The organism is Mesorhizobium sp. L48C026A00 (assembly GCF_000502375.1).
GTDB classification, from domain to species: domain Bacteria; phylum Pseudomonadota; class Alphaproteobacteria; order Rhizobiales; family Rhizobiaceae; genus Mesorhizobium; species Mesorhizobium muleiense.
On record NZ_AYWU01000017.1, the window covers coordinates 217,813 to 243,787 of the forward strand.

Annotated in this window: 24 protein-coding genes and 1 pseudogene; 18 read left to right on the forward strand and 7 right to left on the reverse strand. The window is 62.2% G+C overall.

The features are described from left to right. Window positions 1-29 precede the first annotated feature (29 nt). Genes X738_RS67220 through X738_RS67230 form a run of 3 tightly spaced genes read right to left on the reverse strand, consistent with a single transcriptional unit; the run spans window position 30 to window position 2,489 of the window. Window positions 30-1,247: a GNAT family N-acetyltransferase gene (locus X738_RS67220; RefSeq protein ID WP_023801215.1), complete on the reverse strand. Its 1,218-nt coding sequence runs from the start codon at window positions 1,245-1,247 to the stop codon at window positions 30-32. Window positions 1,248-1,288: 41 nt separating this feature from the next. Continuing rightward, the gene (locus tag X738_RS67225; RefSeq protein ID WP_023801216.1) at window positions 1,289-2,017 is read right to left on the reverse strand and encodes a glycerophosphodiester phosphodiesterase; all 729 of its coding nucleotides are present in this window, start codon (window positions 2,015-2,017) and stop codon (window positions 1,289-1,291) included. Between the two features lie 7 nt (window positions 2,018-2,024). Beyond that, complete coding sequence (locus tag X738_RS67230) at window positions 2,025-2,489, reverse strand: RidA family protein (RefSeq protein WP_023801217.1); 465 nt, start codon at window positions 2,487-2,489, stop codon at window positions 2,025-2,027. Between the two features lie 138 nt (window positions 2,490-2,627). Here X738_RS67230 and X738_RS67235 point away from each other — a divergent pair, with 138 nt between their 5' ends. Continuing rightward, on the forward strand, window positions 2,628-3,455 hold the full coding sequence (locus X738_RS67235; RefSeq protein WP_023801218.1) for a cell envelope integrity EipB family protein: 828 nt from the start codon (window positions 2,628-2,630) through the stop codon (window positions 3,453-3,455). A gap of 63 nt (window positions 3,456-3,518) precedes the next feature. On the opposite strand, the gene X738_RS87335 is transcribed toward X738_RS67235, so the two are convergent. Then, window positions 3,519-4,535: a hypothetical protein gene (locus tag X738_RS87335; RefSeq protein WP_245277744.1), complete on the reverse strand. Its 1,017-nt coding sequence runs from the start codon at window positions 4,533-4,535 to the stop codon at window positions 3,519-3,521. A gap of 113 nt (window positions 4,536-4,648) precedes the next feature. Here X738_RS87335 and X738_RS87340 point away from each other — a divergent pair, with 113 nt between their 5' ends. The 16 genes and pseudogenes from X738_RS87340 (at window position 4,649) to lpxB (ending at window position 19,579) form a co-directional block, all read left to right on the forward strand. Further along, entirely contained in the window at window positions 4,649-4,852 is a 204-nt protein-coding gene (locus tag X738_RS87340) for a hypothetical protein (RefSeq protein ID WP_245277745.1), read from the forward strand. 161 nt (window positions 4,853-5,013) lie between these two features. Next, complete coding sequence (locus X738_RS67245) at window positions 5,014-5,232, forward strand: DUF4031 domain-containing protein (protein ID WP_245277750.1); 219 nt, start codon at window positions 5,014-5,016, stop codon at window positions 5,230-5,232. Next, a pseudogene (locus tag X738_RS67250) lies at window positions 5,229-5,839 on the forward strand (LysE family translocator). Before X738_RS67245 ends, X738_RS67250 begins: the two are co-directional and overlap by 4 nt. A gap of 177 nt (window positions 5,840-6,016) precedes the next feature. Further along, on the forward strand, window positions 6,017-6,814 hold the full coding sequence (gene rpsB, locus X738_RS0142580) for a 30S ribosomal protein S2 (protein WP_027151898.1): 798 nt from the start codon (window positions 6,017-6,019) through the stop codon (window positions 6,812-6,814). 117 nt (window positions 6,815-6,931) lie between these two features. Beyond that, entirely contained in the window at window positions 6,932-7,855 is a 924-nt protein-coding gene (gene tsf, locus X738_RS67255) for a translation elongation factor Ts (protein WP_023801220.1), read from the forward strand. Window positions 7,856-8,175: 320 nt separating this feature from the next. Beyond that, complete coding sequence (pyrH, locus tag X738_RS67260; RefSeq protein ID WP_023801221.1) at window positions 8,176-8,898, forward strand: UMP kinase; 723 nt, start codon at window positions 8,176-8,178, stop codon at window positions 8,896-8,898. Between the two features lie 122 nt (window positions 8,899-9,020). Further along, the gene (gene frr, locus X738_RS67265) at window positions 9,021-9,575 is read left to right on the forward strand and encodes a ribosome recycling factor (RefSeq protein ID WP_077384157.1); all 555 of its coding nucleotides are present in this window, start codon (window positions 9,021-9,023) and stop codon (window positions 9,573-9,575) included. 32 nt (window positions 9,576-9,607) lie between these two features. Continuing rightward, entirely contained in the window at window positions 9,608-10,339 is a 732-nt protein-coding gene (locus tag X738_RS67270) for an isoprenyl transferase (RefSeq protein WP_023801223.1), read from the forward strand. Beyond that, a complete protein-coding gene (locus X738_RS67275) occupies window positions 10,336-11,166 on the forward strand; it encodes a phosphatidate cytidylyltransferase (RefSeq protein ID WP_023801224.1) in 831 nt (276 codons plus the stop codon). Before X738_RS67270 ends, X738_RS67275 begins: the two co-directional genes overlap by 4 nt. Window positions 11,167-11,282: 116 nt before the next feature. Beyond that, window positions 11,283-12,425, forward strand: coding sequence for an RIP metalloprotease RseP (gene rseP / locus X738_RS67280; RefSeq protein ID WP_023801225.1), 1,143 nt, complete (start codon window positions 11,283-11,285; stop codon window positions 12,423-12,425). 217 nt (window positions 12,426-12,642) lie between these two features. After that, window positions 12,643-14,988 carry an outer membrane protein assembly factor BamA gene (gene bamA, locus X738_RS67285; protein ID WP_023801226.1) on the forward strand — a complete coding sequence of 782 codons (2,346 nt, stop codon included), beginning with the start codon at window positions 12,643-12,645 and terminating at the stop codon, window positions 14,986-14,988. Window positions 14,989-15,168: 180 nt separating this feature from the next. Then, on the forward strand, window positions 15,169-16,227 hold the full coding sequence (lpxD, locus tag X738_RS67290) for a UDP-3-O-(3-hydroxymyristoyl)glucosamine N-acyltransferase (RefSeq protein WP_023801227.1): 1,059 nt from the start codon (window positions 15,169-15,171) through the stop codon (window positions 16,225-16,227). A gap of 1 nt (window position 16,228) precedes the next feature. Further along, window positions 16,229-16,687, forward strand: coding sequence for a 3-hydroxyacyl-ACP dehydratase FabZ (gene fabZ / locus X738_RS67295; RefSeq protein ID WP_023801228.1), 459 nt, complete (start codon window positions 16,229-16,231; stop codon window positions 16,685-16,687). A gap of 13 nt (window positions 16,688-16,700) precedes the next feature. Continuing rightward, entirely contained in the window at window positions 16,701-17,534 is an 834-nt protein-coding gene (gene lpxA / locus X738_RS67300) for an acyl-ACP--UDP-N-acetylglucosamine O-acyltransferase (RefSeq protein WP_023801229.1), read from the forward strand. After that, window positions 17,521-18,423: an LpxI family protein gene (locus tag X738_RS67305; RefSeq protein ID WP_023801230.1), complete on the forward strand. Its 903-nt coding sequence runs from the start codon at window positions 17,521-17,523 to the stop codon at window positions 18,421-18,423. Before lpxA ends, X738_RS67305 begins: the two co-directional genes overlap by 14 nt. Continuing rightward, window positions 18,413-19,579, forward strand: coding sequence for a lipid-A-disaccharide synthase (gene lpxB, locus X738_RS67310; RefSeq protein ID WP_023801231.1), 1,167 nt, complete (start codon window positions 18,413-18,415; stop codon window positions 19,577-19,579). The genes X738_RS67305 and lpxB overlap by 11 nt, the downstream gene beginning before the upstream one ends. Window positions 19,580-19,730: 151 nt before the next feature. Here lpxB and gltA read toward each other — a convergent pair whose 3' ends face one another. Together gltA and gltX are read right to left on the reverse strand one after the other, a co-directional pair. Beyond that, window positions 19,731-21,059: a citrate synthase gene (gltA, locus tag X738_RS67315; RefSeq protein WP_031255684.1), complete on the reverse strand. Its 1,329-nt coding sequence runs from the start codon at window positions 21,057-21,059 to the stop codon at window positions 19,731-19,733. A gap of 180 nt (window positions 21,060-21,239) precedes the next feature. Next, window positions 21,240-22,664, reverse strand: a complete 1,425-nt coding sequence (gltX, locus tag X738_RS67320) for a glutamate--tRNA ligase (protein WP_023801233.1) — start codon at window positions 22,662-22,664, stop codon at window positions 21,240-21,242. A gap of 101 nt (window positions 22,665-22,765) precedes the next feature. Between gltX and X738_RS67325 the strand changes: the two genes are divergently transcribed. Then, on the forward strand, window positions 22,766-25,222 hold the full coding sequence (locus X738_RS67325) for a ComEC/Rec2 family competence protein (RefSeq protein ID WP_023801234.1): 2,457 nt from the start codon (window positions 22,766-22,768) through the stop codon (window positions 25,220-25,222). Here the strand turns inward: X738_RS67325 and lexA are convergent. Continuing rightward, window positions 25,216-25,953 (reverse strand): transcriptional repressor LexA, encoded by a 738-nt coding sequence (gene lexA, locus X738_RS67330; RefSeq protein ID WP_023801235.1) that lies wholly within the window; start codon window positions 25,951-25,953, stop codon window positions 25,216-25,218. The genes X738_RS67325 and lexA overlap by 7 nt on opposite strands. Between the last annotated feature and the right edge of the window lie 22 nt (window positions 25,954-25,975).

Sequence of the window (25,975 nt, forward strand, 5' to 3'; positions counted from 1 at the left end):
TTTGTGCGTCCAATTGGACGCACGTCGCTCTAATCGTCCGCCAGATCCTTGCGGAACGGGGTGTGCTCTTCGAGATAGCCGGCCATCCGCTCCACTTCGCGGCGCTCGCGCCTGAGATAGTCGGCGACCGCGTTACGCAAGCCGGGATGCGCAATGTAATGCGCCGAATGCGTGGTCACCGGCCTGTAGCCGCGCGCCAGCTTGTGCTCGCCTTGTGCGCCGGCTTCGACCACCTTCAGCTTACGGTCGATGGCGAAGTCGATCGCCTGGTGATAGCAGACCTCGAAATGCAGGAAAGGGTGGTCCTCGATGCAGCCCCAGTTGCGCCCGTAGAGCGCATCGGAACCGATGAAATTGATGGCACCGGCAATGTAGCGTCCATTGCGCCTGGCCATCACCAGCAGGATGTCGTCGGCCATGCGCTCGCCGATCATCGAGAAAAACGCGCGGCTGAGATAGGGCCGCCCCCATTTCCTGCTCCCGGTATCCATGTAGAAGGCAAAGAAGTCGTCCCAGACCCTTTCGGTCAGGTCCTTGCCGGTCAGCCAGTCGATCGAGATGCCGTGACCGAGCGCCTCGCGCCGCTCCTTCTTCATCGCCTTGCGCTTGCGCGATGCCAGCGTGGCGAGAAAATCGTCGTAGGTCGAATAACCTTCATTGAAGAAGTGGAACTGCTGGTCGGTGCGGTGCAAAAAACCCGCCGCTTCCAGCGCTTCGACATCCCTCAGCTGCGCGAAAGTCACATGCGCGGAGGAAACGCCGAGTTTTTCCGTCACCGCCTTCAGGCCGACTGCCAGGCCGGCCTTCACGGCGCGACTGTCCTCGCCCTTGTTGACCAGCAGGCGAGGGCCGGTGACCGGCGTGAACGGCACGGCGCATTGCAGTTTTGGATAGTAACGCCCGCCAGCGCGCTCGAACGCGTCCGACCAGCCGTGATCGAATACATATTCGCCCTGGCTGTGCGATTTCAGGTAGCAGGGAGTGGCACCGAGCAGCTTTCCCTGCGCTGTCTCGAGCCTGAGATGATGGCCCTGCCAGCCGGTGCGCCGCACGGCGCAGCCGGAATCCTCAAGCGAGCTCAGAAAAGCGAATGAAACGAGTGGGTTGTATCCGTTTTTTGTATCGCCGCGTGAGGTCCCGCCGAGGCCATCCCATTCGGCGCAGGTGAAGGCTCCGATGCCGGAGGCAACCCGGATCGCATACTCTCCATTCGCCGTTTGCCCGTCGCCTTCATCGCCTTGATCCATGAGGCCTATTTAAGCTCCGTGCCGGTCCATGCAAGCTCAGTTCAAGCGACCTGCACAAGATCCGGCTCAAATCCTTCGAACGTCATCTGGTCGGCATATCTGAAGGTCAGGTCGACCGCCGGTTGGTCGAGCACGGTCCAGGTGATGACCGGCATTTTGAGCCTTTCGCGCACGAAACTGACAAACTGGTTCGGCAGGTCGCCGGCGGCGTAGGAGGCGAAGGCGATGTCGTGCGCCAGCATGGCGAAATGCGCCTCGATCAGCTTGACTTCGTTGCCATAAGCGGTCAGCCCGCCCGGAATGCCGGGCGCGTGTTTTGGGAAGTCGCGGATCAGCCAGTGGTCGAACGACATGATCGCCGCCTTGCCCCTGTAGTTCTTGAGCATCTTGCCGACGCTTTCCACCAAGCCTTCGTCACGGCCGGGAACCCCTTTCAACTCGACGACCACCGGCACGCGACCATCGACCAGGTCGAGGGCCTGCTGCAGCGTCGGCAGACGATCTGATGTGCCGCCGATCTTGAGGGCCGTCATTTCTGCTGCCGTGCGCTGCCAGACGAAACCGTCCTGGCCGGTCAGCCGCTTCAGATCGCCATCGTGGATGATCACCGGGATGCGGTCTGACGACAGATGCACATCGCATTCGATCGCATAGCCGCGTTCAGCCGCAGCGGCAAAGGCGGAAAGCGTGTTCTCCCAGCGCGTCTTGTTCATGTCGTGGAGGCCGCGATGGGCAATGGGTCGGGCGGTCAGCCAGGAAAGGTCGGTCATGCCGGGCTCATTCGACTTCGAAGATGGCTTCGATTTCCACTGCGGCATTAAGCGGCAGGGAGGCGGCACCGACGGCGGCGCGAGCATGCTTGCCGGGATCGCCGAGCACTGCAACCAGTAGATCCGAGGCGCCGTTGGCAACCAGGTGCTGCTCGAAAAAATCCGGCGCCGAGGCGACGAAGACGGTGATCTTCACCACGCGGCGGATTTTCTCGAGATCGCCAAGTGCTGCCTTGGCCTGCGCCAATATGTTGATCGCGCAGTATTTTGCCGCTTCCTGGCCGATTGCGATGTCGACATCACGGCCGAGCAGGCCGCTCGCCTGCAGCTTGCCCTCGCTGAGCGGCAGCTGTCCGGCGATGAACAGCAGATTGCCTGATCTGCAACAGGGCACGTAGTTGGCGGCGGGCGCGGCAGCGACCGGAAGCGTCACGCCGAGATCGCTTAGCCGCTTTTCGATTGTTTCACTCATGGTATTTCCCTATTGCTTGATGACGCTGCGCAGGCCGGGCCGAAATTGCAATTTTTGCCTCGCTTCCGCCACGACTTTTTTTAAGCTGGACCCTCTTTCCCTGCGGCCTGCCATCAGGCGCGATGATCGGAGCCCCTCATGCGCGCAACACGCCTCGCATTCCACGCTGTCCTGCTGCCAGCGGTGTTCTCGATGGCGCCGGCTTTTGCCGTACCGGCGCTGCAGGCGCATCGCGCGGTTTACGATCTGACCCTGGACAAGGCCTCCGACCGCTCCGGCATCACCGGCATTTCCGGCCGCATGGTCTATGAGTTCAACGGCTCGCCTTGCGAAGGCTATACGGTGAAGTTCCGTTTCGTCACCCAGATCGTCACCAACGAGAATACAAGGCTGACCGACCAGCAGACGACCACTTTCGAGGACGCCGAAGGCAAGACCTTCTCGTTCGTGACAAAATCCTTTGTCGACCAGACTCTCGACAAGGAGGTCAAGGGCACCGCGACGAAGGAGACAAACGGCCTCAAGGTCGACATCGACAAGCCGGAGAAGAGCAGCGTCGAACTGCCGGCCACACAGTTTCCGACGCAGCATCTGGCCGAACTGATCGACAAGGCCGAAAAGGGCGAAAATTTCTACGAAACCAACCTGTTCGACGGTTCGGAAGATGCCAACAAGGTGATGACCACCACCGTCGTCGTCGGCAAGAAGGCCGATGCCGACAAGACCGATCCGGAAGTGCCGGCACTGGCAAAACTCGCCACCGACAAATACTGGCCAGTCGACATCGCCTATTTCGACAGCACCGACAAGTCAGGCGAGGAGGTGCCGGAATACCGGATCAGCTTCAAGTTGCATGAGAACGGCATCACGCGCGACCTGCTCATGGACTACAACGACTTCTCGATGACCGGCAAGCTGGTCAATCTTTCGCTGTTCGATCAGACGAAACCCTGTCCGCCGAAATAGAGCCTTGGGTTAGCCACGCCCGCAAGGCGGCGGCGAATGACTTGAACACGCCGCAATTGCATTTCAACCTCTACGCCGAGGGATCGATCGGGGGGTGGGTTGAGCAAAATCGATGTGTTCGTGGCGCCGACGCCCAATCCGGCGCTGATCAGGATCATGACTGTCGTCAACCGGGTCGTCATGCTGCGTGGCATTCCCGGGTTTCGCGACCTGTTGCCGTTCAACCGCGTGGCCGGATTGCGCGGTGTCGCCAATGTCCGCCATATCGACTTTCCCGACGACGACCGGCAGCGGCTGAAGGCCTGTTGCGGCGCAGGCAAGGCAACGTTCATCACGCCCAACCATCCGGAATTCTTCACCGACTGGATGATCGACAAGGAGATCGTCTCGAGGGTCAGTCCGCTCGCGGCATCCTGGGCCACGCATGGCGTCGTCAACGGCCTCGGCCGGATCATGCAGAAATTCTGGCTGGCCAACAATCTGATCGCCCAGATACCCGGCAACAGCGGCGCTGCCAAGGAACACTCGATCGCCTGGGCGCTGAAAGGGCATGGCGTTCTCTTGCATCCCGAAGGCGGCGTCGGCTGGCATGGCAATGTCGTCGCTCCGCTTCTTCCGGGGGCGGTCGAGATGGGGTTCGAAGCGCTCAAGCGCGGTCGCGTCACGGATCAGGATTTCAAAGTCTGGATCGCGCCGGTTGTCTGGAAGCTCGCCTTCACCAAAAATGTCGAGCCGGCGCTGGCGCAGGAATGCGCCTATGTCGAGAAGAGCCTGAAGATTGAGCGTCGTGCCGCCGATACGCTGCCGGAGCGCGTCCACCATATCTATGCGACGCTGCTGTCGCGCGATGAGATTGCCTGCGGCATGGCGCCCGACGAACGGGCTTCGTATGCTACGCGGCACAAGCAATTGCTGCTCGAATTGAGCCGGCGCCTGGGGGAGGGTATTTCGGTCGATCCCGGCGCCAGCGAGATCGCCGAGCTTTTGCGCCGGGCGCGCCGCTGGCTGCGGGAAGGCACCGGCGACGCCGAGCGACAAAAACAGATCCGCTCGCTGGCGGACACGATCCAGCGTCTCCAACGCGTCGGACCGTGGGCCTCAGCCAATCCGCGCATTGCGCAAGAGGAGATCGCAGAGCATCTGAAGCGTATCCGCAACGATTATTGCAAGGGCACGCTGCGCGACACGGTCAATTGCTTCGTACGCAACCGGCCGGGCCGCGCTGCGCGCATATCCGGGTGCCGGAGCCGTTGGGATTGCACGCCTTTCCGGGCTCTATCGACGATGCTCTCGCCGAACTGCACCGGCGCATGCAGGAGACCATCACCACGACCGTGGCCGAACTCGAAGCCGCCGGCAGCTTCATTTTCTATCCGAATCCCTTCTATCATCGCTAGGATTGGCATCTCTAGCATTGGCATCGCTGACGCTGGATCTCGGCTGCGGGTGAGCTGCGGCTCCGCTGGTCGGCGCAAGATGAAGGAGTGCGGCAAGCCTCATGGCGGTCTATATCGACGCGGCGATCTGGAAATGGGTCGGCCACCGCTGGTGTCACCTGCTGGCCGACGACACCGACGAGCTGCATCGTTTTGCAGCACAGCTCGGCGTCAAGCGCTCGTCCTATCAGGGGCCGCCGAAGACATCGGCGCCGCATTATGACATAACCGGCTTCGAGCGCGACCGCGCGGTGCGGCTAGGCGCCGTCGAATGCAGCCGCGAGGAGATCGTTGCTGTTTTCCGGCGGGTCCGGGTGCCGAAGGGGAAGATACGACTATGACGTTGACGGCATTTCTGGCTTACTGCGCTGCGATCACATTTGCCGCCGCCACGCCTGGCCCGGCGGTATTCACGGTCATTGCCAACGGCGTCTCGCGCGGGTTCGTTCGCGCGTTCCTGGCTGGCCTCGGTATCGCCGCCGGCGACGCGGTGCTGGTGACTTTGGCGCTGCTCGGCCTCGTGGCACTGGCACAGACCTTCGAATGGTTTTTCTCATCCTGAAATATGCGGGTGCAGCCTATCTGATGTTTCTTGGCGTCAGGATGTGGAGATCGGCTTCCGCGCGATCGAATGGACTGAAGGTTACGCAGGCAAGACTGTCTCGATCGTTTTACCTCGGCATCTCCATCGCATTGGGCAATCCCAAGGCGATCCTGTTCCACGCCTCCATCATGCCGTTGATCCTCGATCTCAATGCAATGAACTTCGCTGAGGGGCTGCTCGTGGTTACGGTCGTGATCGGCGTCAACATTATCACTATGGGCGTCTATGCGGTGCTTGCCGGGCAGGCTTCGGGCTGGTTCAAGACGCCACGGCGGATGCGCTTGATGAACAGGTTTGCCGGCGGCGCCATGATCGGCACCGGTGCGCTGATCGCCGCACGCTGAGCCGCAAGACACCGCAGCGCTTGCGTTTGCCGCGCATCCCCTCTATATGCGCGCTCATTCCACACACGGACTTTGGTGTCTGCCCGGGAGAAATCCGGCTGAAACCTCCGGTGGCGTTCGAGGACAAAGTCCAGAAATGCCTGTGTCCGTGGAGGCTAACCGGAAAAGGACATAACAATGGCTCTGCCTGATTTCAGCATGCGCCAGCTTTTGGAAGCTGGCATTCACTTCGGCCACCAGACCCACCGCTGGAACCCGAAGATGGCGCCCTATATCTATGGCGCCCGCAACAACATCCACATCATCGACCTCTCGCAGACGGTGCCGCTGCTGCACCAGGCGCTGAAGCAGGTTTCCGACACCGTCGCCAAGGGTGGCCGCGTGCTGTTCGTCGGCACCAAGCGCCAGGCGTCCGACATCGTCGCCGACGCCGCACAGCGCTCGGCCCAGTACTATGTCAACTCCCGCTGGCTCGGCGGCATGATGACCAACTGGAAGACGATCTCGAACTCAATCCAGCGCCTGCGCAAGCTTGACGAGATGCTGGCTGGCGAGGCCCAGGGGCTCACCAAAAAGGAGCGCCTCAACCTCGACCGCGAGCGCGAGAAGCTCGACAAGGCGCTGGGCGGCATTAAGGACATGGGCTCGACGCCAGACCTAATGTTCGTGATCGACACCAACAAGGAAGCGATCGCCATCCTCGAGGCCAAGCGTCTCGGCATCCCGGTCGTCGCCATCATCGATTCCAACTGCGACCCGGACAAGATCGATTTCCCGATTCCGGGCAATGACGACGCGGCCCGCGCCATCCAGCTCTATTGTGATCTGATCGCCAAGGCTGCAATTGACGGCATTGCTCGCCAGCAGGGCGCGCTTGGTGTCGACGTCGGCGCTTTGGCCGAGGCTCCGATCGAGCCGGCACTCGAGCCGACGCCGGCCGCCGAGACACCGGCCGCCCAGACACCGGAAGCGTAACAGCGAAGGCCGGTTTCGGCCTTCATCTTTCTCATATTTTGGCGCGCTGAGCGCTGGCGCCAGGCGCATCATCGAGGACCGGTGGTGCGTCGGTGCATTTTAAACGAAGAGGCGACAATGAGCATTTCGGCTGCACAGGTCAAAGAACTCCGCGACTTGACCGGCGCGGGCATGATGGACTGCAAGATGGCGTTGAACGAGACCAACGGCAACATGGAAGAGGCCGTCGACTGGCTGCGCAAGAAGGGCATCTCCAAGGCCGACAAGAAGGCCGGCCGTACCGCGGCCGAAGGGCTCATCGGCGTCGATTCCGGCGTGCGTGAAGCGGCGGTCGTCGAGGTCAATTCCGAGACCGATTTCGTTGCCCGCAACGCTGCCTTCCAGGAGATCGTCGCCAATGTCGCCAAGGTGGCGCTCGCCTATGGCGGCAAGACCGAGGCCGTCGCGGCTGCCCCGTATCCCGGTTCCGACAAGTCGGTTGCCGACACCATCAAGGACGCTGTCGGCACCATTGGCGAGAATCTTGGCTTCCGTCGTTCGGCGAAGCTCACCGTCGAGCAGGGCGCCGTCGCAACCTACGTCCACAATGCGGTTGCCGACGGCCTTGGCAAGCTCGGCGTGCTGGTCGCCATCGAGACGTCAGGCAACGCGCAGGCCGCCAATGCCTTTGCGCGTCAGGTCGCCATGCATGTCGCCGCCACCAACCCGATGGCGCTGACCGCGGAAGAACTCGACCCGGCGGCGGTCGAGCGCGAGAAGGCGATCTTCGCCGACCAGGCGCGCCAGTCCGGCAAGCCGGAAGCGATTATCGAGAAGATGGTCGAGGGCCGCCTGCGCAAGTTCTACGAAGAGGTCGTGCTGCTCAAGCAGGCTTTCGTGCTCAATCCCGACATCACCGTCGAGAAGGCGCTGCAGGATGCCGAGAAGGAAATCGGCGCACCGGCCAAGATCACTGCCTATCTGCGCTTCGCGCTCGGCGAGGGCATCGAGAAGGACGAGACCGATTTTGCGGCGGAAGTCGCGGCGGCGGTCAAGAAGTAAAACGCACTCTATCTTTCTGAAAGACTTTACGGCCGGGTGTCCGCGAGGATGCCCGGCCGATTTCTTGCGCGGTATCGATGAAGGCCAGGCGTCGGCGACAGGCCGGCTGGCTATCTGCTCATGCCCGGATCTGCTCATGCAAGGATCTGCACGCACAAGTTGCATTTGCCGGTGTAAGCCAATGGCTGGAAGAGCGTTTGCCGGTTCCGGCGCCGCGTGACATCGCAGCGCCCTTCGTGTATCGCAACGCCAAATGTTTCGGGGCAGCGCCTGCGCGGGAAGCCGCCCCGGCGCGTCACACGCATAATGATGAGGACCAGATGACGGTGAAGCCCCTCTACCGACGTGTCTTGCTGAAAGCGTCGGGCGAAGCGCTGATGGGTGAGCAGCATTTCGGCATCGACGTGTCGGTGGTCGATCGCATCGCCGCCGACATCGCCGAGGCCCGCACCCTTGGCATCGAGGTTGGGGTTGTCATTGGCGGCGGCAACATCTTTCGCGGCGTCGCCGTTGCCTCCAAGGGCGGAGATCGCGTCACCGGCGACCACATGGGCATGCTCGCCACCGTCATCAACTCGCTGGCGCTGCGCACCTCGCTGAACAAGATCGGGGTCGACGCGGTGGTGCTGTCTGCAATCGCCATGCCTGAGCTTTGCGAGAGCTTTTCGCAGCGCCAGGCGACCGCCTACATGAACCAGGGCAAGGTTGTCATCTTTGCCGGCGGCACCGGCAATCCGTTCTTCACCACCGATTCGGCCGCGGCGCTGCGCGCGGCGGAAATCGGCGCCGACGCGCTGTTTAAGGGCACCCAGGTCGATGGCGTCTATTCCGCCGATCCCAAGAAGGACCCGCATGCGACCCGCTTCGAGCGCATCAGCCATGGCGAAGTCATAAAACGCGGTCTTTCGATCATGGATACGGCCGCGATTGCACTTGCGCGCGAAAACAACATCCCGATAATCGTCTATTCGATCCACGAGAAGGGTGGTTTCGGTGATATTCTGAGGGGCGGCGGACGTTGCACGGTCGTCACGGACGACTGATCGGGAGCCCGATGCCGAACCGAAGGTTTTCCGTAGGCGAAAAACGGGAACCGGTTTTCGGATCGAGGCTTGAATACGGATTACCCTGAAGTGAATCCGGCTAACGGGTCGAGGAGACGATGATGAGTGGCGAATACGATGATCTCAAACGGCGCATGGACGGGGCGATCGCTGCGTTCAAGCACGATCTGGCTTCGCTGCGGACCGGCCGCGCGTCGAGCAACCTGCTCGATGCGATCCAGGTGCAGGCCTACGGCACCACCATGCCGATCAACCAGGTGGCAAACGTGTCGGTGCCGGAGCCGCGCATGATTTCGGTTTCGGTCTGGGACAAGTCGATGGTCGGTGCGGTCGATCGCGCCATCCGTGAATCCAATCTCGGCTTCAATCCGATCGTCGACGGCACCAATCTCAGGATTCCGCTGCCCGAGCTCAACGAACAGCGCCGCAAGGAGTTGGTCAAGATCTCGCATGGTTATGCCGAGAATGCGCGCATCGCCGTGCGCCACGTGCGCCGGGACGGCATGGAATTCCTCAAAAAGGCGGAAAAGGACGGCGATATCAGCGAGGACGATCATCGCAAGCGGTCCGACCAGGTCCAGAAGCTCACCGACGAGATGATCGGCACCATCGACCATCTGCTTTCCGATAAGGAAGCTGAAATCATGCAGGTTTAGGGTCTGGCCACTGCTGGCTCGAAAGCGAGAACATGACAAGCCCTGCGCATGTCGCAATCATCATGGACGGAAACGGACGCTGGGCCAAGGCGCGTGGCTTGCCACGGCTTGCTGGGCATCGTGCCGGCGTCGAGGCGCTGCGCAACACGGTGCGCGCCGCTCCTGGCCTTGGCATCTCGTTCCTCACCGTCTACGCCTTCTCGTCGGAAAACTGGTCGCGGCCGAAGTCCGAAGTCAGCGACCTGATGGGCCTGTTGAAAATCTTCATCCGCCGCGACCTCGCCGAACTGCACCAAAATGGCGTGCGGGTCAGGATCATCGGCGACAGGGCAGGGCTGCAACCTGACATCAGGAGCCTGCTTGAAGAGGCCGAAACGCTGACCGTCCGCAACGACGCTCTGACCCTGGTCATCGCTTTCAATTATGGCGGACGCGACGAGATCGTGCGCACCGCGCGCAAGCTTGCCTCTGCGGTGGCGCGCGGCGAGCTCGACAGCGAGGCGATTACGGCCGAATCCTTTGCCGGCTCTCTCGACACCCAGGGTATTCCGGATCCGGAACTGGTCATCCGCACCAGCGGTGAGCTCAGGCTGTCGAATTTCCTTTTGTGGCAAGCGGCTTACAGCGAACTTGTCTTCCTGCCTTGCTACTGGCCCGATTTCAGCCGCGAGCATTTGGCTGACGCATTGCGCGACTTTGCCGGTCGCGAGCGCCGTTTCGGCGGGCTTGGCGCTGAAGGCGTCGCCGTGACAGCCAAGGGATGAGCAACCTCCAGCTTCGCGTTATTTCTGCCGTCGTGCTTGCGGTCGTCACGGTCGGCCTGACCTGGCTCGGCGGACTGCCCTTCCGGCTGCTTTGCGCCGCCATGACGATCCTGATCTTCTACGAATGGACGCGAATGTGCCGCCCGGTCGCCGCCACGGGTCTTGGTCTTCTGCCGGAAGCGCTGCTTCTGGTTTTCGTCGGCGCCTTGGTCGCCGGCCTGCCGGCGTCCTGGCTGCTGCTTCTTGTAGCGGTGATGGTCGTTGTCACCGTGGTCGTGGCTTCGATGCACCAGACTTCGATGCATCAAACGGGACAGTGGGACGCGTCCGGCCTTGCCTATGCCGCCATTTCCGGACTGTCACTTGCTCTTTTGCGCGACGGCGACCATTCCGGCCTCGTCGCCATTCTCTTCCTGTTCGCGGTGGTTTGGGCGACCGACATAGCAGCTTATTTCGTCGGCCGCGCTGTCGGCGGGCCGAAGCTGGCGCCATCGATCTCGCCGGGCAAGACGCAGAGCGGTGCGCTCGGCGGCGCTGTCGGCGGCGTGGTTGCCGGGCTGCTTCTGGCCGCTGCGGCCGGAGCCGGCAATCTGGCAGTGCTCGGCGTCGTCGCGCTGGTGCTTTCGCTCGTCTCCCAGGCTGGCGACCTTTTCGAATCATGGGTGAAGCGGCGCCACAACCGCAAGGATTCGGGCACGCTGATACCGGGCCATGGCGGCGTCATGGACCGGGTCGACGGGCTTGTCGCGGCGGCGTTCGCCCTGTACGTCATCGGCTGGATTTCGGCGACCGCCGACCATCCGGCGCAGGGGCTGTTTCCAGCTTGATCGGCATCGATTCCGGGCCTCGTTTCTTGACCTGCGCAGGATGCGCCATGGATTCGCCTGGATTGATGCCACAGTCGCGGTACCACCGTGCTGCGGACGAATTTTGAGGACATGAGTTGAACGAGATTCTTCACGCGGTTTTCAGCACGGAGGGCTTTGTCCTCGGCACGCTGGTGCCTTTCCTGTTCGTGCTGACCGTCGTCGTGTTCGTTCACGAGATGGGCCATTATCTCGTCGGCCGCTGGTGCGGCATCGGCGTGAAGGTCTTTTCGATCGGCTTCGGCCCGGAGCTCTTCGGCTTTAATGACAGCCATGGCACGCGCTGGAAACTCTGCGCCATTCCACTTGGCGGCTACGTCAAATTCGTCGGCGACATGAACGCCACCTCGAGCCAGCCCAGTTCGGAGGAGATCGAAACGCTGACGGCTGCCGAACGCAAGGTCGCTTTTCACACGCAGCCGGTCTGGAAGCGCGCGGCAACTGTGGTGGCTGGCCCGCTGTTCAATTTTCTGCTGACGATCGCCGTCTTTGCGGTGCTGTTTTCCGCCTATGGCCGGCCCGTGCTGGAGCCAATGGTGGCTGAAGTCACTGCGGGCAGCCCAGCGGCCAGGGCCGGCATCCTGCCCGGAGACCGCTTCGTCAGCGTCGACGGCAGCAAGGTCCAGACCTTCGCCGACGTCCAGCGCCGGGTCTCGGGCCGCGGTGGCGACCCCATCACCTTCGTCATGCTGCGCGACGGCAAGGAGATCACCGTTACGGCGACGCCGGAATTGATGGAGCAGCAAGACGGGCTGGGCAACAAGGTCAAGGTGGCGGTGATCGGCGTCGTCAACAACCAGGAATTCGGCCAGCCCAGGCTGATCACCTATAACCCGGTCGGAGCGGTAGGGGCGGCGGTCGAGGAGACCGGATACATCATTCAGCGCACCGGTCAGTTCCTGCAGCGTTTCGTTGTCGGTCGCGAAGACAAATGCCAGCTGGGCGGCCCAATCAAGATCGCAAAGATGTCGGGGCAGGCGGCGAAACTCGGCTTCGACTGGCTTGTGCAACTTGTCGCCCTGCTGTCGGTCGGGATCGGTATTCTGAACCTTTTGCCGATTCCTCCGCTCGACGGCGGCCATCTCCTGTTCTACGGCGTGGAGGCCATCATTCGGCGACCGGTGTCGGAACGGATGATGGAGTTGGGCTACAGGGCTGGCCTGCTTCTCGTCTTGGGCTTCATGGGGTTTGTTTTCTGGAACGACCTGTTTGGATGCTGAAATCATGAAGAAATTTGGCTTCAGCACAGCCAATGTTGAGACGCCGTTTACCATGCGTGGGGATATGCGTGACGCGAAAGCCACGCAATTGGGTTAAGTAAATACAAATTAACCAGGAGCCTTGCGTGTAGGGAAAATCCGGTTAATACGGTAGGGGAAATTACCGCACGTCCGGTTTTCTCGCCGTGGGGACTTCGAGAAAAGGTACAAAAGCCCGATGAAGGCAGCATCCAAGTTTCTGAGCGCCGCGTCCGCGGTGGCCCTGTCCGCCGCCCTGGTCGTACCAGGTGCGCTCGCAGTGCAGTTCGTTGCCACATCGGCGGCCGAGGCCGCTGTTGTTTCAAGAGTTGAAGTCAGCGGCAATCAGCGTGTCGACGCCGAGACGATCCGCAACTACGTCACGATCAAGCCCGGCAGGCCGTTTTCCAGCGCCGATATCGACGAGGCGGTCAAGGCGCTGTTCGGCACCGGGCTGTTCTCGGACGTCCAGATCAACCAGGTCGGTTCGACGCTGGTCATCAAGGTTTCCGAATATCAGGTCGTGAACCAGGTGCTGTTCCAGGGCAACAAGAAGCTCAAGGACAACGCGCTGGCGGCCGCGGTCCAGTTGAAGCCGCGTGGAACGTTCTCGCAGCAGGCGCTCGATGCCGATGTCGAGGCGGTCAAGGCCGCCTACAGGCGTATCGGCCGCGACGACGCCGCCGTGACCACCCAGATCATGGATCTCGGCGACAACCGCGTGAACGTGGTGTTCAACATCAACGAAGGCGGCCGCACACAGATCGCCGCGATCAATTTTGTCGGCAACAGCGCCTACTCGAGCCGTCGCCTGTCCGATGTCATTTCGACCAAGCGCTCGACCATCCTTTCGTTCGTGCTGCGCGACGACGTCTATGACGAAGACAAGCTCAACGCCGACCAGGAATTGCTGCGCCGTTTTTATTACAATCACGGCTATGCCGATTTCCAGGTGATTTCCGCGGTCGGCGAGCTCGACGAAACCACCAATAAATACACGGTGACCATCACCGTGCAGGAGGGCGAGCGCTACACCTTCGGCGACATCAGCGTCGAGAGCACGATTCCCGAAGTCGACGGCGCATCGCTGCAGTCGGTGGTCGAAACCCACAAGGGCGATGTCTACAACGCCGAGAACGTCGAAGACACCATCATTGCATTGACCGAGAGGGTCGCCGGTTCCGGCTATCCCTTCGCCCAGGTGACGCCGCGCGGCGACCGCAATTTCGAGAACCACACCATTTCAGTGGTCTATACGATCGACCAGGGCACCAAGGCCTATGTCGAGCGCATCGAGATCCGCGGCAACGACCGGACACGCGACTATGTCATTCGCCGAGAATTCGACGTGAGTGAGGGCGATGCATTCAACCAGGTTCTCATCCAGCGCGCGAAGAAACGGCTGGAAGCGCTCGATTTTTTTGAGAAAGTCGAGGTTTCGACCGTGCCCGGCTCTGAGCCTGACCAGGTGGTGCTGGTGGTCGACGTGGTCGAGAAGTCGACCGGCGAGTTCTCCGTCGGCGCCGGCTATTCGAGCGGTGGCGACACCGAAGGCCCGACCATCGAAGGATCGATCAGCGAACGCAACTTCCTCGGACGCGGCCAGTTCATCAGGCTTTCGGCGGGCGGCGGCAAGAATTCGCGCGACTACAGCTTCTCCTTCACCGAGCCCTATTTCCTCGGGCGGCGCATTGCCGCCGGTTTCGATGTCTTCAACCGGACCAGGGAATACGACGACTACAAGAGCGAGACGCTAGGCGCGACAGTGCGTTTCGGCCTGCCGATCACCGACGACATCTCGACGCAGCTGGCGTATAATATCTCGCAGGAGAAGTACAAGCTCGACGATGATTGCGATCTCCCTGGCTGCACCGTCTCTACGGCTATCCTAAATGGCATTGCGGAAAGCCCGTGGCTCAAGTCGTCGGTCAGTCTCGGCCTGGTCTACAACACCATCGACGACATGAAGAACCCGCATGAAGGCATCTTCGCCAATGTCACCACGGAATTCGCCGGCCTCGGCGGCGACGCCAAATTCGTCAAGGTGACAACGCGCGGCAGCGTCTATCAGACGTTGTCGGAGCAGCTTGATCTGGTTGGTTTGATTTCGGGCGGGGCTGGCCATATCCAGGGCTTCGGCAACGACGACCTGCGCATCTTCGATCATTTCCAGAGCAGCGACCGCATGATCCGCGGCTTCGCCTATGGCGGCATCGGTCCTGTCGACAACCAGGGCTTTGACGACCATCTCGGCGGCACCACCTATTTCAACGCCTCGGCGGAAGCTCAGTTTCCGATGCCGATCATTCCGGAGAGCTTCGGCCTGCGCGGCGCGGTCTTTGCCGATGCGGCGACACTTTATGGCAACGATGTGGCGGGTGTTGATCCATCGACAACCAGCATGGAATGGCGTGCCTCGGCCGGCGTCGGCTTGATGTGGGCGTCGCCTTTTGGCCCGATCCGCATCGACTATGCGATCCCAGTCCTCAAGGAGGACACCGACGACGTGCAGGAATTCAACTTCGGCATATCGTCCCGGTTCTGATCGGCGGGCAACGATACGTCCGGGCCGTAGCGGTCCGGAAGAAAGTAATTCGACACTACGGCGCCGCGTGTCCTCCTGGACGCGCAAAGGACGCTGCAGGACTTTGATTTTGCGCATTATCCTTTCCGAAAATCGATTCCGATTTTCGGGGTCGTGCGCTAGCTGGATATAGCTTCTGGAATGACCGATCCGGTGTTCTTCGCGCCATCACGCCGGTATACGGCTGGCGAAGTCGCGAATCTGACCGGCTCGGTGCTTGTCGATTCCGACCTCTCCGATAGATCGATCGAAGCCTTGGCGCCGGCAAGCGAAGGCGGCGAGCACGCTCTTGTCTTTGTCGATGGCAGACGCAACTTCGCGCTAATGCAATCGCTGCGAGCAGCGGCGGTTCTATGCCCCGCCGAATTTGCCGGCAAAGCGCCGGCGGGTATCGCGGTTCTGATCCATCCGCGCCCGCAACAGGCTTTCGCGATGGTCGGCCGCCTGCTTTTCCCGGCGGCTGCGACACCGGCGCCGATGACCGGCGAAACCGGTATCTCGCCGCATGCCCATATCGATCCATCGGCGCGCGTCGAGGCCGGCGCGATCGTCGAGGCCGGCGCGATCATCGGCCCTCGCGCTTCTATCGGCAGCGGAACCGTCATTGCTCCTCATGCCGTTATCGGTCCCTCCTGCCAGTTCGGCCGCGACGGCTATGTCGGCCCAGGCGCCAGCATCCAGTACGCGCTGATCGGCAACCGCGTCATCATTCATGGCGGCGCCCGCATCGGCCAGGACGGTTTTGGCTTCGTGGCCGGCGCCAAGGGTCCGGAGCGCGTGCCGCAAATCGGCCGGGTCGTCATCCAGGACGACGTCGAGATCGGCTCCAATACCACGGTCGATCGCGGCGCCATGTCCGACACGATTATCGGTCAAGGCACCAAGATCGACAATCTGGTCCAGATCGCTCATAACGTCCGCATCGGCCGCAATTGCATAATCGCCGGCCTTTCGGGTATTTCCGGTTCCGTAACGGTGGGCGACAACGTCACCATGGGTGGCGGTGTCGGTCTTGCGGATCACTTGACGGTAGGGACAGGGGCCAAGCTTGCTGCAAGAAGCGGGTTCATGAGCAACGTCCCCGCAGGCGAGATTTGGGGAGGGTACCCGGCGCAGCCGATGGCGGAAGCCATGCGGGAGATCGCAGCTCTGCGAAGACTGGCCAGGGCGCGCAAATCGGGCGACGGAGGGAAGAGCTGAGATGGTTGCGGCGACAACGCTCGAGGCGGTCGACATATTGGGGCTGATGAAGCTCCTGCCGCATCGCTATCCGTTCCTGATGATCGACCGCATCATCGATATCGATGGCGACGAGTCCGCCACCGGCATCAAGAACGTGACCATAAACGAGCCGCATTTCCAAGGTCATTTCCCGGATCAGCCGGTCATGCCCGGCGTGCTGATCGTCGAGGCGATGGCGCAGACGGCCGGCGCCATCTGCATCCGCAGCCTAGGCACCGAAAAACCGTCGCTGGTCTATTTCCTGACCATCGACAACGCCAAATTCCGTAAACCGGTCGTTCCCGGCGACCAGTTGAAGATCCATGTGAAGAAAATCAAGAAACGCGGCAACCTTCTCAAATTCGCCTGCGAGGCTCTCGTCGACGGCGTCAAGGCCGCGGAAGCCGAGATCTCGGCGATGATGGTCGCGAGCGACTGACGATCGAATGCTTATGAAAATCCAGACAGTCATCCATCCATCGTCGGTCATCGAGGCCGGCGCAAAAATCGGCGAAGGCGTCCGCATCGGGCCATTCTGCCACATCAGCGCCGACGCGGTGCTCGGCGACCGCGTCGAACTGGTCAGCCACATCTCGGTGATGGGCGCGACCACCATCGGTGCGTCGACCAAGGTGTATCCGATGGCGACACTGGGCGCGCCGCCGCAGAATACCAAGCACAAGGGCGGCCGCACCACGCTGGTCGTCGGCGAGAACTGCACGATCCGCGAAGGCGTGACCATGCACCTCGGCACCGATTCCAGCCGCGGCGAGACGACGATCGGTGACAACGGCAACTTCCTTGCCTACGCCCACATCGCCCATGACTGCATCGTCGGCAAGAACGCCACCTTCGCCAATCAGGCGACGTTGGGCGGCCATTGCGAGATCGGCGACAACGTCTATATCGGTGGTCTCAGCGCCGTTCATCAGTTTGTCCGCGTCGGCGACAACGCCTTTCTCGGCGGTTGCTCGGCATTCGTCGGCGATGTCATTCCCTACGCCATCGCCGTCGGCAATCGCGCCAGCCTTCGCGGCCTCAACATCATCGGCCTGAAGCGCGCCGGCCTGCCGCGCTCCGAGATCCACACGCTGCGCAAGGCCTACAAGACGATCTTCGATCGCTCCCGAACCGTCGGCGAAAACATCGAGTTCGCCAAGGCGGAATTCGCCTCGTCACCGACCGCCATGAAGATCATCGATTTCATCGCCAGTCGCGGTAAGCGGCACTATGCCGTCCCGTCGCTCAAGGCTGGCGGCGGCGACGATGCCGATGACGAAGATTGAGGGCACCCGGACGGGCCTTGATCTCGCGCCAGACGCCAGGGTCGGCATCATCGCCGGCGGCGGCAGTTTGCCGGTCGAAGTCGCCAAGGCGCTTGCTGGGCAAGGCAAGTCTCCCTTCGTGGTAATAGTGGCGGGCGAGGTCGACCGGATAGCCGACTTCGACGCCTATGAGCAGGCGACGTTGAGGCTGGAGGATGTCGGCTCACTGCTGCCGACGCTCAAAAATAGTCATGTTACCCATTTGGTGACAGCGGGCCATATCACACGCCGCCCCAGGCTGAGCGCCATGCGCCTCAATCTCGGCCTGCTCGCCTGGGTGCCCAGCCTTCTTGTCGGCGTAACCCAAGGCGACGACACCGTGTTGAAACTGTTCGTGCGAAGGGTCGAGCGCAGCGGCATCAAGGTGGTCGGCGCCCATGAGATCGTGCCGGAACTGGTCGCCGCCGAAGGCGCGCTGACCAAGGCAGCGCCGCGGAAATCCGACTGGCGCGACATCAAAGCGGCCCACGCAGCGGCAATGGCCATCGGCGCGCTGGATATCGGCCAGGCGGCTGTTGCGATCGGCGGCCGCGCCATCGCGCTGGAAGGCATCGAGGGTACCGACGGATTGCTCGATCGAACACGGCAGTTGCGCGGCCATGGCAGGCTGGCCGGCAGAATGCGCGGCGTCCTGGTCAAATGCGCCAAGCCTGGCCAGGAGTTGCGCGCCGATCTGCCCTCCATCGGCCCGCAGACGATCGAGGCGGCGCATGCCGCCGGACTTGCCGGCATTGCCGTCGAAGCCGGCCGCTCGCTGGTTCTCGAAGGCCCGACAGTCGTCGCTCGCGCCAACGCGCTCGGCCTGTTCGTGATCGGCCTGCCTGCTGCGGAGCCGGTGCATGGCGACTGAGCGACCGCTGAAGATCGCCATCGTCGCCGGCGAGGAATCCGGCGACCTGCTTGGCGCCGACATCGTAGAGGCGCTCAAGCGCGTGACCGGCCGCGAGGTCCGGCTCGTCGGCATCGGCGGCCGGCATTTGCAGGCGCTCGGCCTCACGCCGCTGTTCGACGGCGGCGAGATCGCGCTGATGGGATTGAGCGCCATCCTGCGCGATCTGCCGCGCCTGATACGACGGATCAGCCAGACGGCCGGTGCGGTCGCCAATGAAAAGCCGGACTGCCTCATCACCATAGACAGCCCGGATTTTTCGCTGCGCGTGGCGAAAAAGGTGCGTGCCGCCGATCCGACAATCCCGATCGTCCACTATGTCTGCCCGAGCGTCTGGGCATGGCGGCCGGGCAGGGCGGTGGCGATGAAACCGTATGTCGACCACATCCTCTGCATCCTGCCTTTCGAAGTGAGGGAGCTCGCCCGCCTCGGCGGTCCGACCGGCACCTATGTCGGCCATCGCCTTACCCACGATCCGGGCGTGCTCGGCGCCGCCAAGGCGCAAAGCCTGCCTCGCGACCTGTCCGACGATCGTGTGAAGACACTGCTTGTGCTGCCCGGCTCGCGTCGCGGCGAGGTGCGACGGCTGGCCGGCCCGTTCGGCAAGACGATCTCGATCCTGCGTGCGCGCGGACACCGCTTGCGCCTGCTGTTGCCGACGGTGCCGCATGTCGCCGACCTGGTCAGGGCTTCGGTGGCAAGCTGGGACGAGAAGCCGGAGATCATCCTTGATCCCGAGCGCAAATGGCAGGCCTTCGGCAAGGCCGACGCAGCGCTGATCGCATCGGGAACGGTGTCGCTGGAACTGGCGCTGTCGGGTGTGCCGATGATCTCCTGCTACCGGCTCGATCCGGTCATGCGGATGGCCCAACGCCTGGTCACCGTATGGAGCGCCTCCTTGCCCAATCTCATCGCCGACCGCCCGATCGTGCCGGAAAGCTACAACGAATATGTGCGACCGCACTATCTGGCGCGGCAGTTGGAGGCGCTGTTTTCCGACACCGCCTATCGCGCATGGCAGAAGGACGGTTTTGCCGAGGTGGCCAGACGCATGGCCGTCGACAGACCGTCTGGCGACATCGCTGCAGGGATCGTGATAAGGTGTATCAAGCGGTGAATGGTGAAGTGGTGAATAGTGAATGGTCAAAATCGTGCTTGACCATAGGCCACAAAGAGACCCTGCTTCACTATTCACTATTCACTATTCACTATTCACTATTCACTATTCACTATTCACTATTCACTATTCACTATTCACTATTCACTATTCACCGTTTAGCAATCGGCACGTAGTCGCGTTCCGGCGCACCTGTATAGAGCTGGCGCGGGCGGCCGATCTTCTGGTGCGGATCCTCGATCATCTCCTTCCACTGCGCGATCCAGCCGACGGTGCGGGCGACCGCGAACAGCACGGTGAACATGGTGGTGGGGAAGCCCAGCGCCTTCAGCGTGATGCCGGAATAGAAATCGACGTTCGGATAAAGCTTCTTCTCGATGAAATAGGAATCGGTCAGAGCAATCCTTTCCAGTTCCATGGCGATGTCGAGCAGCGGATCGTCCTTGATGCCGAGTTCGCCCAAAACCTCATGTGCGGTCTTCTGCATGATCTTGGCGCGCGGATCGTAGTTTTTGTAGACGCGATGGCCAAAGCCCATCAATCGGAACGGATCGTTCTTATCCTTGGCGCGGGCGATAAATTCCGGGATGTGGTCGACTTGGCCGATCTCGCCCAGCATGTTCAAGGCTGCCTCGTTGGCGCCGCCATGGGCCGGTCCCCACAGGCAGGCGATGCCGGCGGCGATGCAGGCGAACGGATTGGCGCCGGACGAGCCGGCGAGGCGAACGGTCGAGGTCGAGGCGTTCTGCTCGTGATCGGCGTGCAGGATGAAAATGCGCTCCATCGCACGCGCCAGCACCGGGTTGATCTTGTATTCCTCGCACGGCACGGCAAAGCACATATGCAGGAAGTTGGCCGCGAAATTCAGCTCGTTCTTGGGGTAAATGAAGGGCTGGCCGATGTGGTATTTGTAAGCCATCGCCGCGATCGTCGGCATCTTGGCGATCAGCCGCATCGATGCGACCATGCGCTGGTAGGGGTCCGAGATGTCGGTGGAATCGTGATAGAAAGCTGACAGCGCACCGACCACGCCGCACATCACCGCCATCGGGTGGGCGTCGCGGCGAAAGCCGGTGAAGAAGCGCGACATCTGCTCGTGCACCATGGTGTGGCGCGTGACCCGGTAGTCGAAATCGTCCTTCTGCGCCTTGGTCGGCAGTTCGCCGTAGAGCAGGAGATAACAGACTTCGAGGAAGTCGCCGTGCTCGGCCAACTGGTCGATCGGATAACCGCGATGCAAAAGGATGCCGGCATCGCCATCGATGAAGGTGATTTCCGACTCGCAACTTGCCGTCGAGGTGAAGCCGGGATCGTAGGTGAAGGCCCCGGTGGTGCTGTAAAGCGCGCCGATATCGATGACGTCAGGTCCGACCGAGCCGCTTCGCACCTTGAGTTCGTGAGTTTTGCCGCCGAATTCAAGTTTCGCGGTCGACGCGTGGGTTTTGCCGCCAAATTCCATTTTTGTCGCAGCTTCGGACATTGCAAACTCCTTTTTGTTTTCTCATGTCGGCAAAGGCAAAATTTCTGCAACGCAACACGTCGAAAGTATCGGAGTTCGCGCGTTTGCGCCCGCAATTGGATTGCGTGCCAAATTGGGCCAAGACCTAATGTTGCACTGCGAAACCCACCTTTCAATGCCAATCTTCTTGGGCCAGTTTTGCTAATCGATTTGATCCGCGACGCGCGCCAGGCTTTCCTCGCGGCCAAGCACGGCAAGCACGTCGAACACGCCGGGCGAGGTGCTTTTGCCGGTTAGCGCGGCGCGCAAAGGTTGGGCCACTGCGCCAAGCTTATGGCCGCCGGCGAGCGCATATTCGCGGATCGCCGCTTCCGCCGCTGCGGCCGTCCAATCCCCTGAAATCGCCTTCAGCGCCGCATGGGCGCCCCGCAGGATCTCGCGCGCCTCGCCGCCGAGCAGCGCCGCCGCCTTCTCGTCGATCGGCAGCGGCCGCTCGGCAAACAGGAAGGCGGCACCGTCGACCAGCTCGACCAGCGTCTTGGCGCGCTCCTTCAAGCCGGGCAGGGCGGCCAGCAACTGCGCCTTGCGTGTGTCGTCGAGGCGCGCTGCAATCGCCGGGCCGCCTTCGAGATAGGGCAAGGTGTTGATGAAGATATCGAGCAATTCGGGCTCGTTCATGCGCCGCATATGCACGCCGTTCAGCGCCTCGAGCTTGGCGAAGTCGAACCGGGCGGCCCCCTTGTTGACATCGCCGATGTCGAACCACGCAATCATGTCGGTGATCGATATGACCTCGTCGTCGCCGTGGCTCCAGCCGAGCCGCGCCAGGTAGTTGAGCAGTGCCTCGGGCAGATAGCCCATGGCGCGATAGGCTTCAACGCCGAGGGCGCCGTGCCGCTTCGACAGCTTGGCGCCGTCGGCGCCATGGATCAGCGGGATATGCGCCATTGACGGCACCTCCCAGCCCAAGGCTCGATAGATCACCATTTGGCGGGCGGCATTGGTCAGATGGTCGTCGCCGCGGATGATGTGGGTGATGCCCATGTCGTGGTCGTCGACGACGACGGCATGCATATAGGTCGGGTTGCCGTCCGAGCGCAGGATGATGAAATCGTCGAGGTCCTTGTTGGGGAAGCGGACTTCGCCCTGCACGCGGTCATGTACCACCGTCTCGCCTTCGGCCGGCGCCTTGATGCGGATCGCGCCCCTGGCGCCAACCGGTGCCTCTGACGGGTCGCGGTCGCGCCAGCGGCCGTCATAGCGGGGAGGCAAGCCCTTGGCCCGCGCACTCTCGCGCATCGCCTCCAGCTCGGCCGGCGTCGCATAGCAGTAATAGGCTTTGCCGAGGCGCACCAGCTCCTCGGCAACCGCGCGGTGGCGCGGCGCGCGCTCGAACTGGGATACCGGTTCGCCGTCCCAGGTGAGGCCGAGCCAGGAGAGCCCATCGAGGATGGCAGCGGTTGCCGCATCGGTCGAACGCTCGCGATCGGTGTCCTCGATGCGCAGCAGCATCTTGCCGCCAGTGTGTTTCGCATACAGCCAATTGAACAGCGCCGTGCGCGCCCCGCCAATATGCAGGAATCCGGTGGGCGAAGGGGCAAAACGGGTGACGACCTTGTCGGACATGGAACTCCTGGGCAAGCGCAGAAAACGGATGTGGTGCGCGGACTTTCGCGCGTCGCGCGTTCATGTAGCATAGGAGGTCAAGGGCGCAAGGGGCGAACCCTATGGCTGGACCAGGCCGCGGCGTGGACGAGAGCGAGGGCGCGACCGCAAGCGTCAGCGAACGATCGCTGTTTGCCGACGTTCCTCACACTGAGTCGCTACCCGTTTCGCTGCCTGCGTCGCCGCCGAGCATCCAACCTCTTTCGCCGGATCGCCCGGCGCCGATACCGGCTTCAGCACCCGGCCCTGTCATTCGTTTTCGCCGACAGCTCAGCCATCTTTCACCATCCGGTGTCCGCAACAGCGTGGCCGCGGCAGCCGGCCTGGAACTCGACCGGGGCGTCGCCTTCCTGCTGGTGCCGGTTTTCCTGGCATGCGGGGTGATCGTCTATTTTTCGCTTGCCGTCGAACCGGACTTTGCCCAGCCCATCGCCGTCGTGGTCCTTACGGCATTGTGTGCGGCCGTCACGCGCTCACGCCGCAAAACGCATCTGTGCTTCATGGCAGCGTTGCTGTGCGCGCTTGGTGTGCTCGCCGCCAAGGTTGAAACGTGGCGCGCCGGAACGAAGATGCTCGGTTCGGAAATCCAGACCCGGCTGACCGGCCGTGTCGTCAGGCTCGACCAGATGGCGAACGGCCGGATCAGGCTGACCATCGATGTGATGTCGACCGCCCGGCCGACACTGCGTTATGCACCCGAACGTGTCAGGGTGTCGGCACGCAAGATTCCCGCTGAGATGACCGCAGGCTCGGTGGCAACCGGCTATGTGAGGCTTCTGCCTCCGACTGGCCCGGTCAGACCGGACAGCTTTGACTTTTCCTTTGACAGCTATTTCGCCGGTGTCGGTGCCAGTGGCTTTTTCCTTGGCAGTCCAAAGATCGTCGTCTCCGAAGATGCACCGTTAACCGCACGCCTTTCTTCGTCGATCGAGAAGGCGCGCGAAACCATCGCCGACCATATCAGGGACAGCATCGGTGGTGCCGAGGGGGAGATTGCCGCTGCGCTGATCGTCGGCGTGCGTGCCGGCATCCCCGAAGAGATAAACGAATCGATGCGGCGCACCGGCATCTACCACATCATCTCCATTTCCGGCCTGCACATGGCGCTTGTCGCCGGCACCGTCATGGGATTGCTGCGCGGCGCCTTTGCGCTGTTTCCCGACTTTTCGTCGCGCCGGCCGGTCAAAAAATATGCGGCTGCTGCCGCACTCGTCTCCATCGCTGCCTATCTGATCTTTTCCGGTATCGTGGTCGCGGCTGAACGCAGCTTCATCATGCTGGCGGTAATGCTTGTCGCCGTGCTGTTCGACCGGGCGGCACTCACCATGCGCAACCTGGCGATTTCGGCCATCGCCGTTATCGTCGTGTCGCCGCACGAGGTGGTCGGCGCAAGCTTCCAGATGTCGTTCGCCGCGACTGCGGCTCTCGTGGGCGCCTATGCCGGTTGGTCCGACTATCGTGCCGACAGGGCCAAGGCGCCGCGACAGCGACGGTCACCGGTCGCTTTCGTCACGCGCAAGCTCGTCGCCGGGGCAGGCACCATCGCAATGACCTCCATCATTGCCGGCAGCGCCACCGCGCTCTTCGCCATCTGGCACTTCCAGCGCGTCTCGCCGCTCAGCCTGTTCGCCAATCTGGCCGTCATGCCGATCGTCACGATCGTCATGTTCCTGGCCGTCCTCAGCGCCTTGGCAATGCCTTTCGGCCTCGACGGCCCTTTCCTCTACATGATGGGCAAGGGCCTGACGGCGATGATTGCAATTTCGGGATGGATCTCGGGGCGTTCGCCCGTCGATGCAGTCGGCCTGATTTCGTTGCAATCGGTTCTGCTGGTGACGGTCGCCTTAGTCATCGCCACGATGGCGACGACATGGCTGCGGCTTGCCGCACTTCCCTTTGCGCTCGCCGGCCTGCTGACGATTTCCGAGACGCGCACCCCCGACGTGCTGATCTCGGAGGATGCGCATCTGGTGGCGCTGCCGATCGGCGGCGGCGAACTTGCCGTCAACCGGATGCGTTCGAACGAATTCACCACCGACAACTGGAAACATGCGCTGGTTTCAACAACGATCGTCGAGCCGGAGACATTCGAAAAAGGAGATGTGCGGTTCGACATCGCCGATCCGGCCGACCTGCCGCCGGGAGCGCCTTTCACCTGCACTGCCGGCCTGTGCCTGGCCCGGCATCCGTCCGGCGCGCTCATCGCGCTCGCCGACAACCGCAAAACCGCGCGGCCGGCCTGTGCCTTTGCGGATTTGATCGTCATCGACGATGCCACAGCCTATTACAAACTCTGCCGCAACCCGCTGGTTCTCGTCGTCACCAAACGGCAGCTCGCTCGCATGGGCAGTGCCGCCGTCTTCTTCGATCCGCTATCGGCGAAGACGCGCGCAGAAATCCGTTTTGCCGTCAGACAGCCATACAGGCCTTGGCATGAGCAGCGGCGATTTTCGCGCGAGGCGAGGGGCCTGCCGCCATACCGCAGGGCCGAGAAACCCAAGAAGCCTGCCGTTCAGTAACGCCGGATCAGTCCGACGAGCTTGCCCTGCACCTTGACCCGGTCCGGCCCGAAGATGCGCGTCTCGTAGGCCGGATTGGCGGCTTCCAGTGCGATCGAGGCACCTTTGCGGCGGAATCGCTTCAGCGTCGCTTCCTCCTCGTCGACCAGAGCGACAATGATCTCGCCAGGCTGGGCGGTGTCGGCGTTGCGGATGATAACCGTGTCGCCGTCGAAGATGCCGGCCTCGATCATCGAATCCCCCTTGACCTCCAGCGCGTAGTGCGTGCCGCCGGTGATCATGTCCGGTGGCACCGAGATCGAATGCGTCTGGTGCTGGATGGCGTCGATCGGCACACCGGCAGCGATGCGGCCCATCACCGGTATGGAAACGGTGGCAACGACGTCGTCGTCATTGCCGGCCGCACGCATGCGCGAAGGCGCCGGCTTGATCTGGCGTCCGAGGCCGCCCTGGCCAAGGCTGCCTTGAATGACGCTCGGCGAGAATTTGCGCGCCGCATTGAGGCCCGGCGCGATCGAATCGGGCAGGCGCAGCACCTCCAGCGCGCGGGCGCGGTTGGGCAGGCGGCGAATGAAACCGCGTTCCTCCAGCGCCGTGATCAGCCGGTGGATCCCCGATTTGGAGGCGAGGTCGAGCGCTTCCTTCATCTCGTCGAACGAGGGCGGAATGCCGCTTTCCTTCAGTCGCTCGTGGATGAACATCAGCAGTTCATGTTGTTTGCGTGTCAGCATCGCGACCCCCAACAGAATCAGA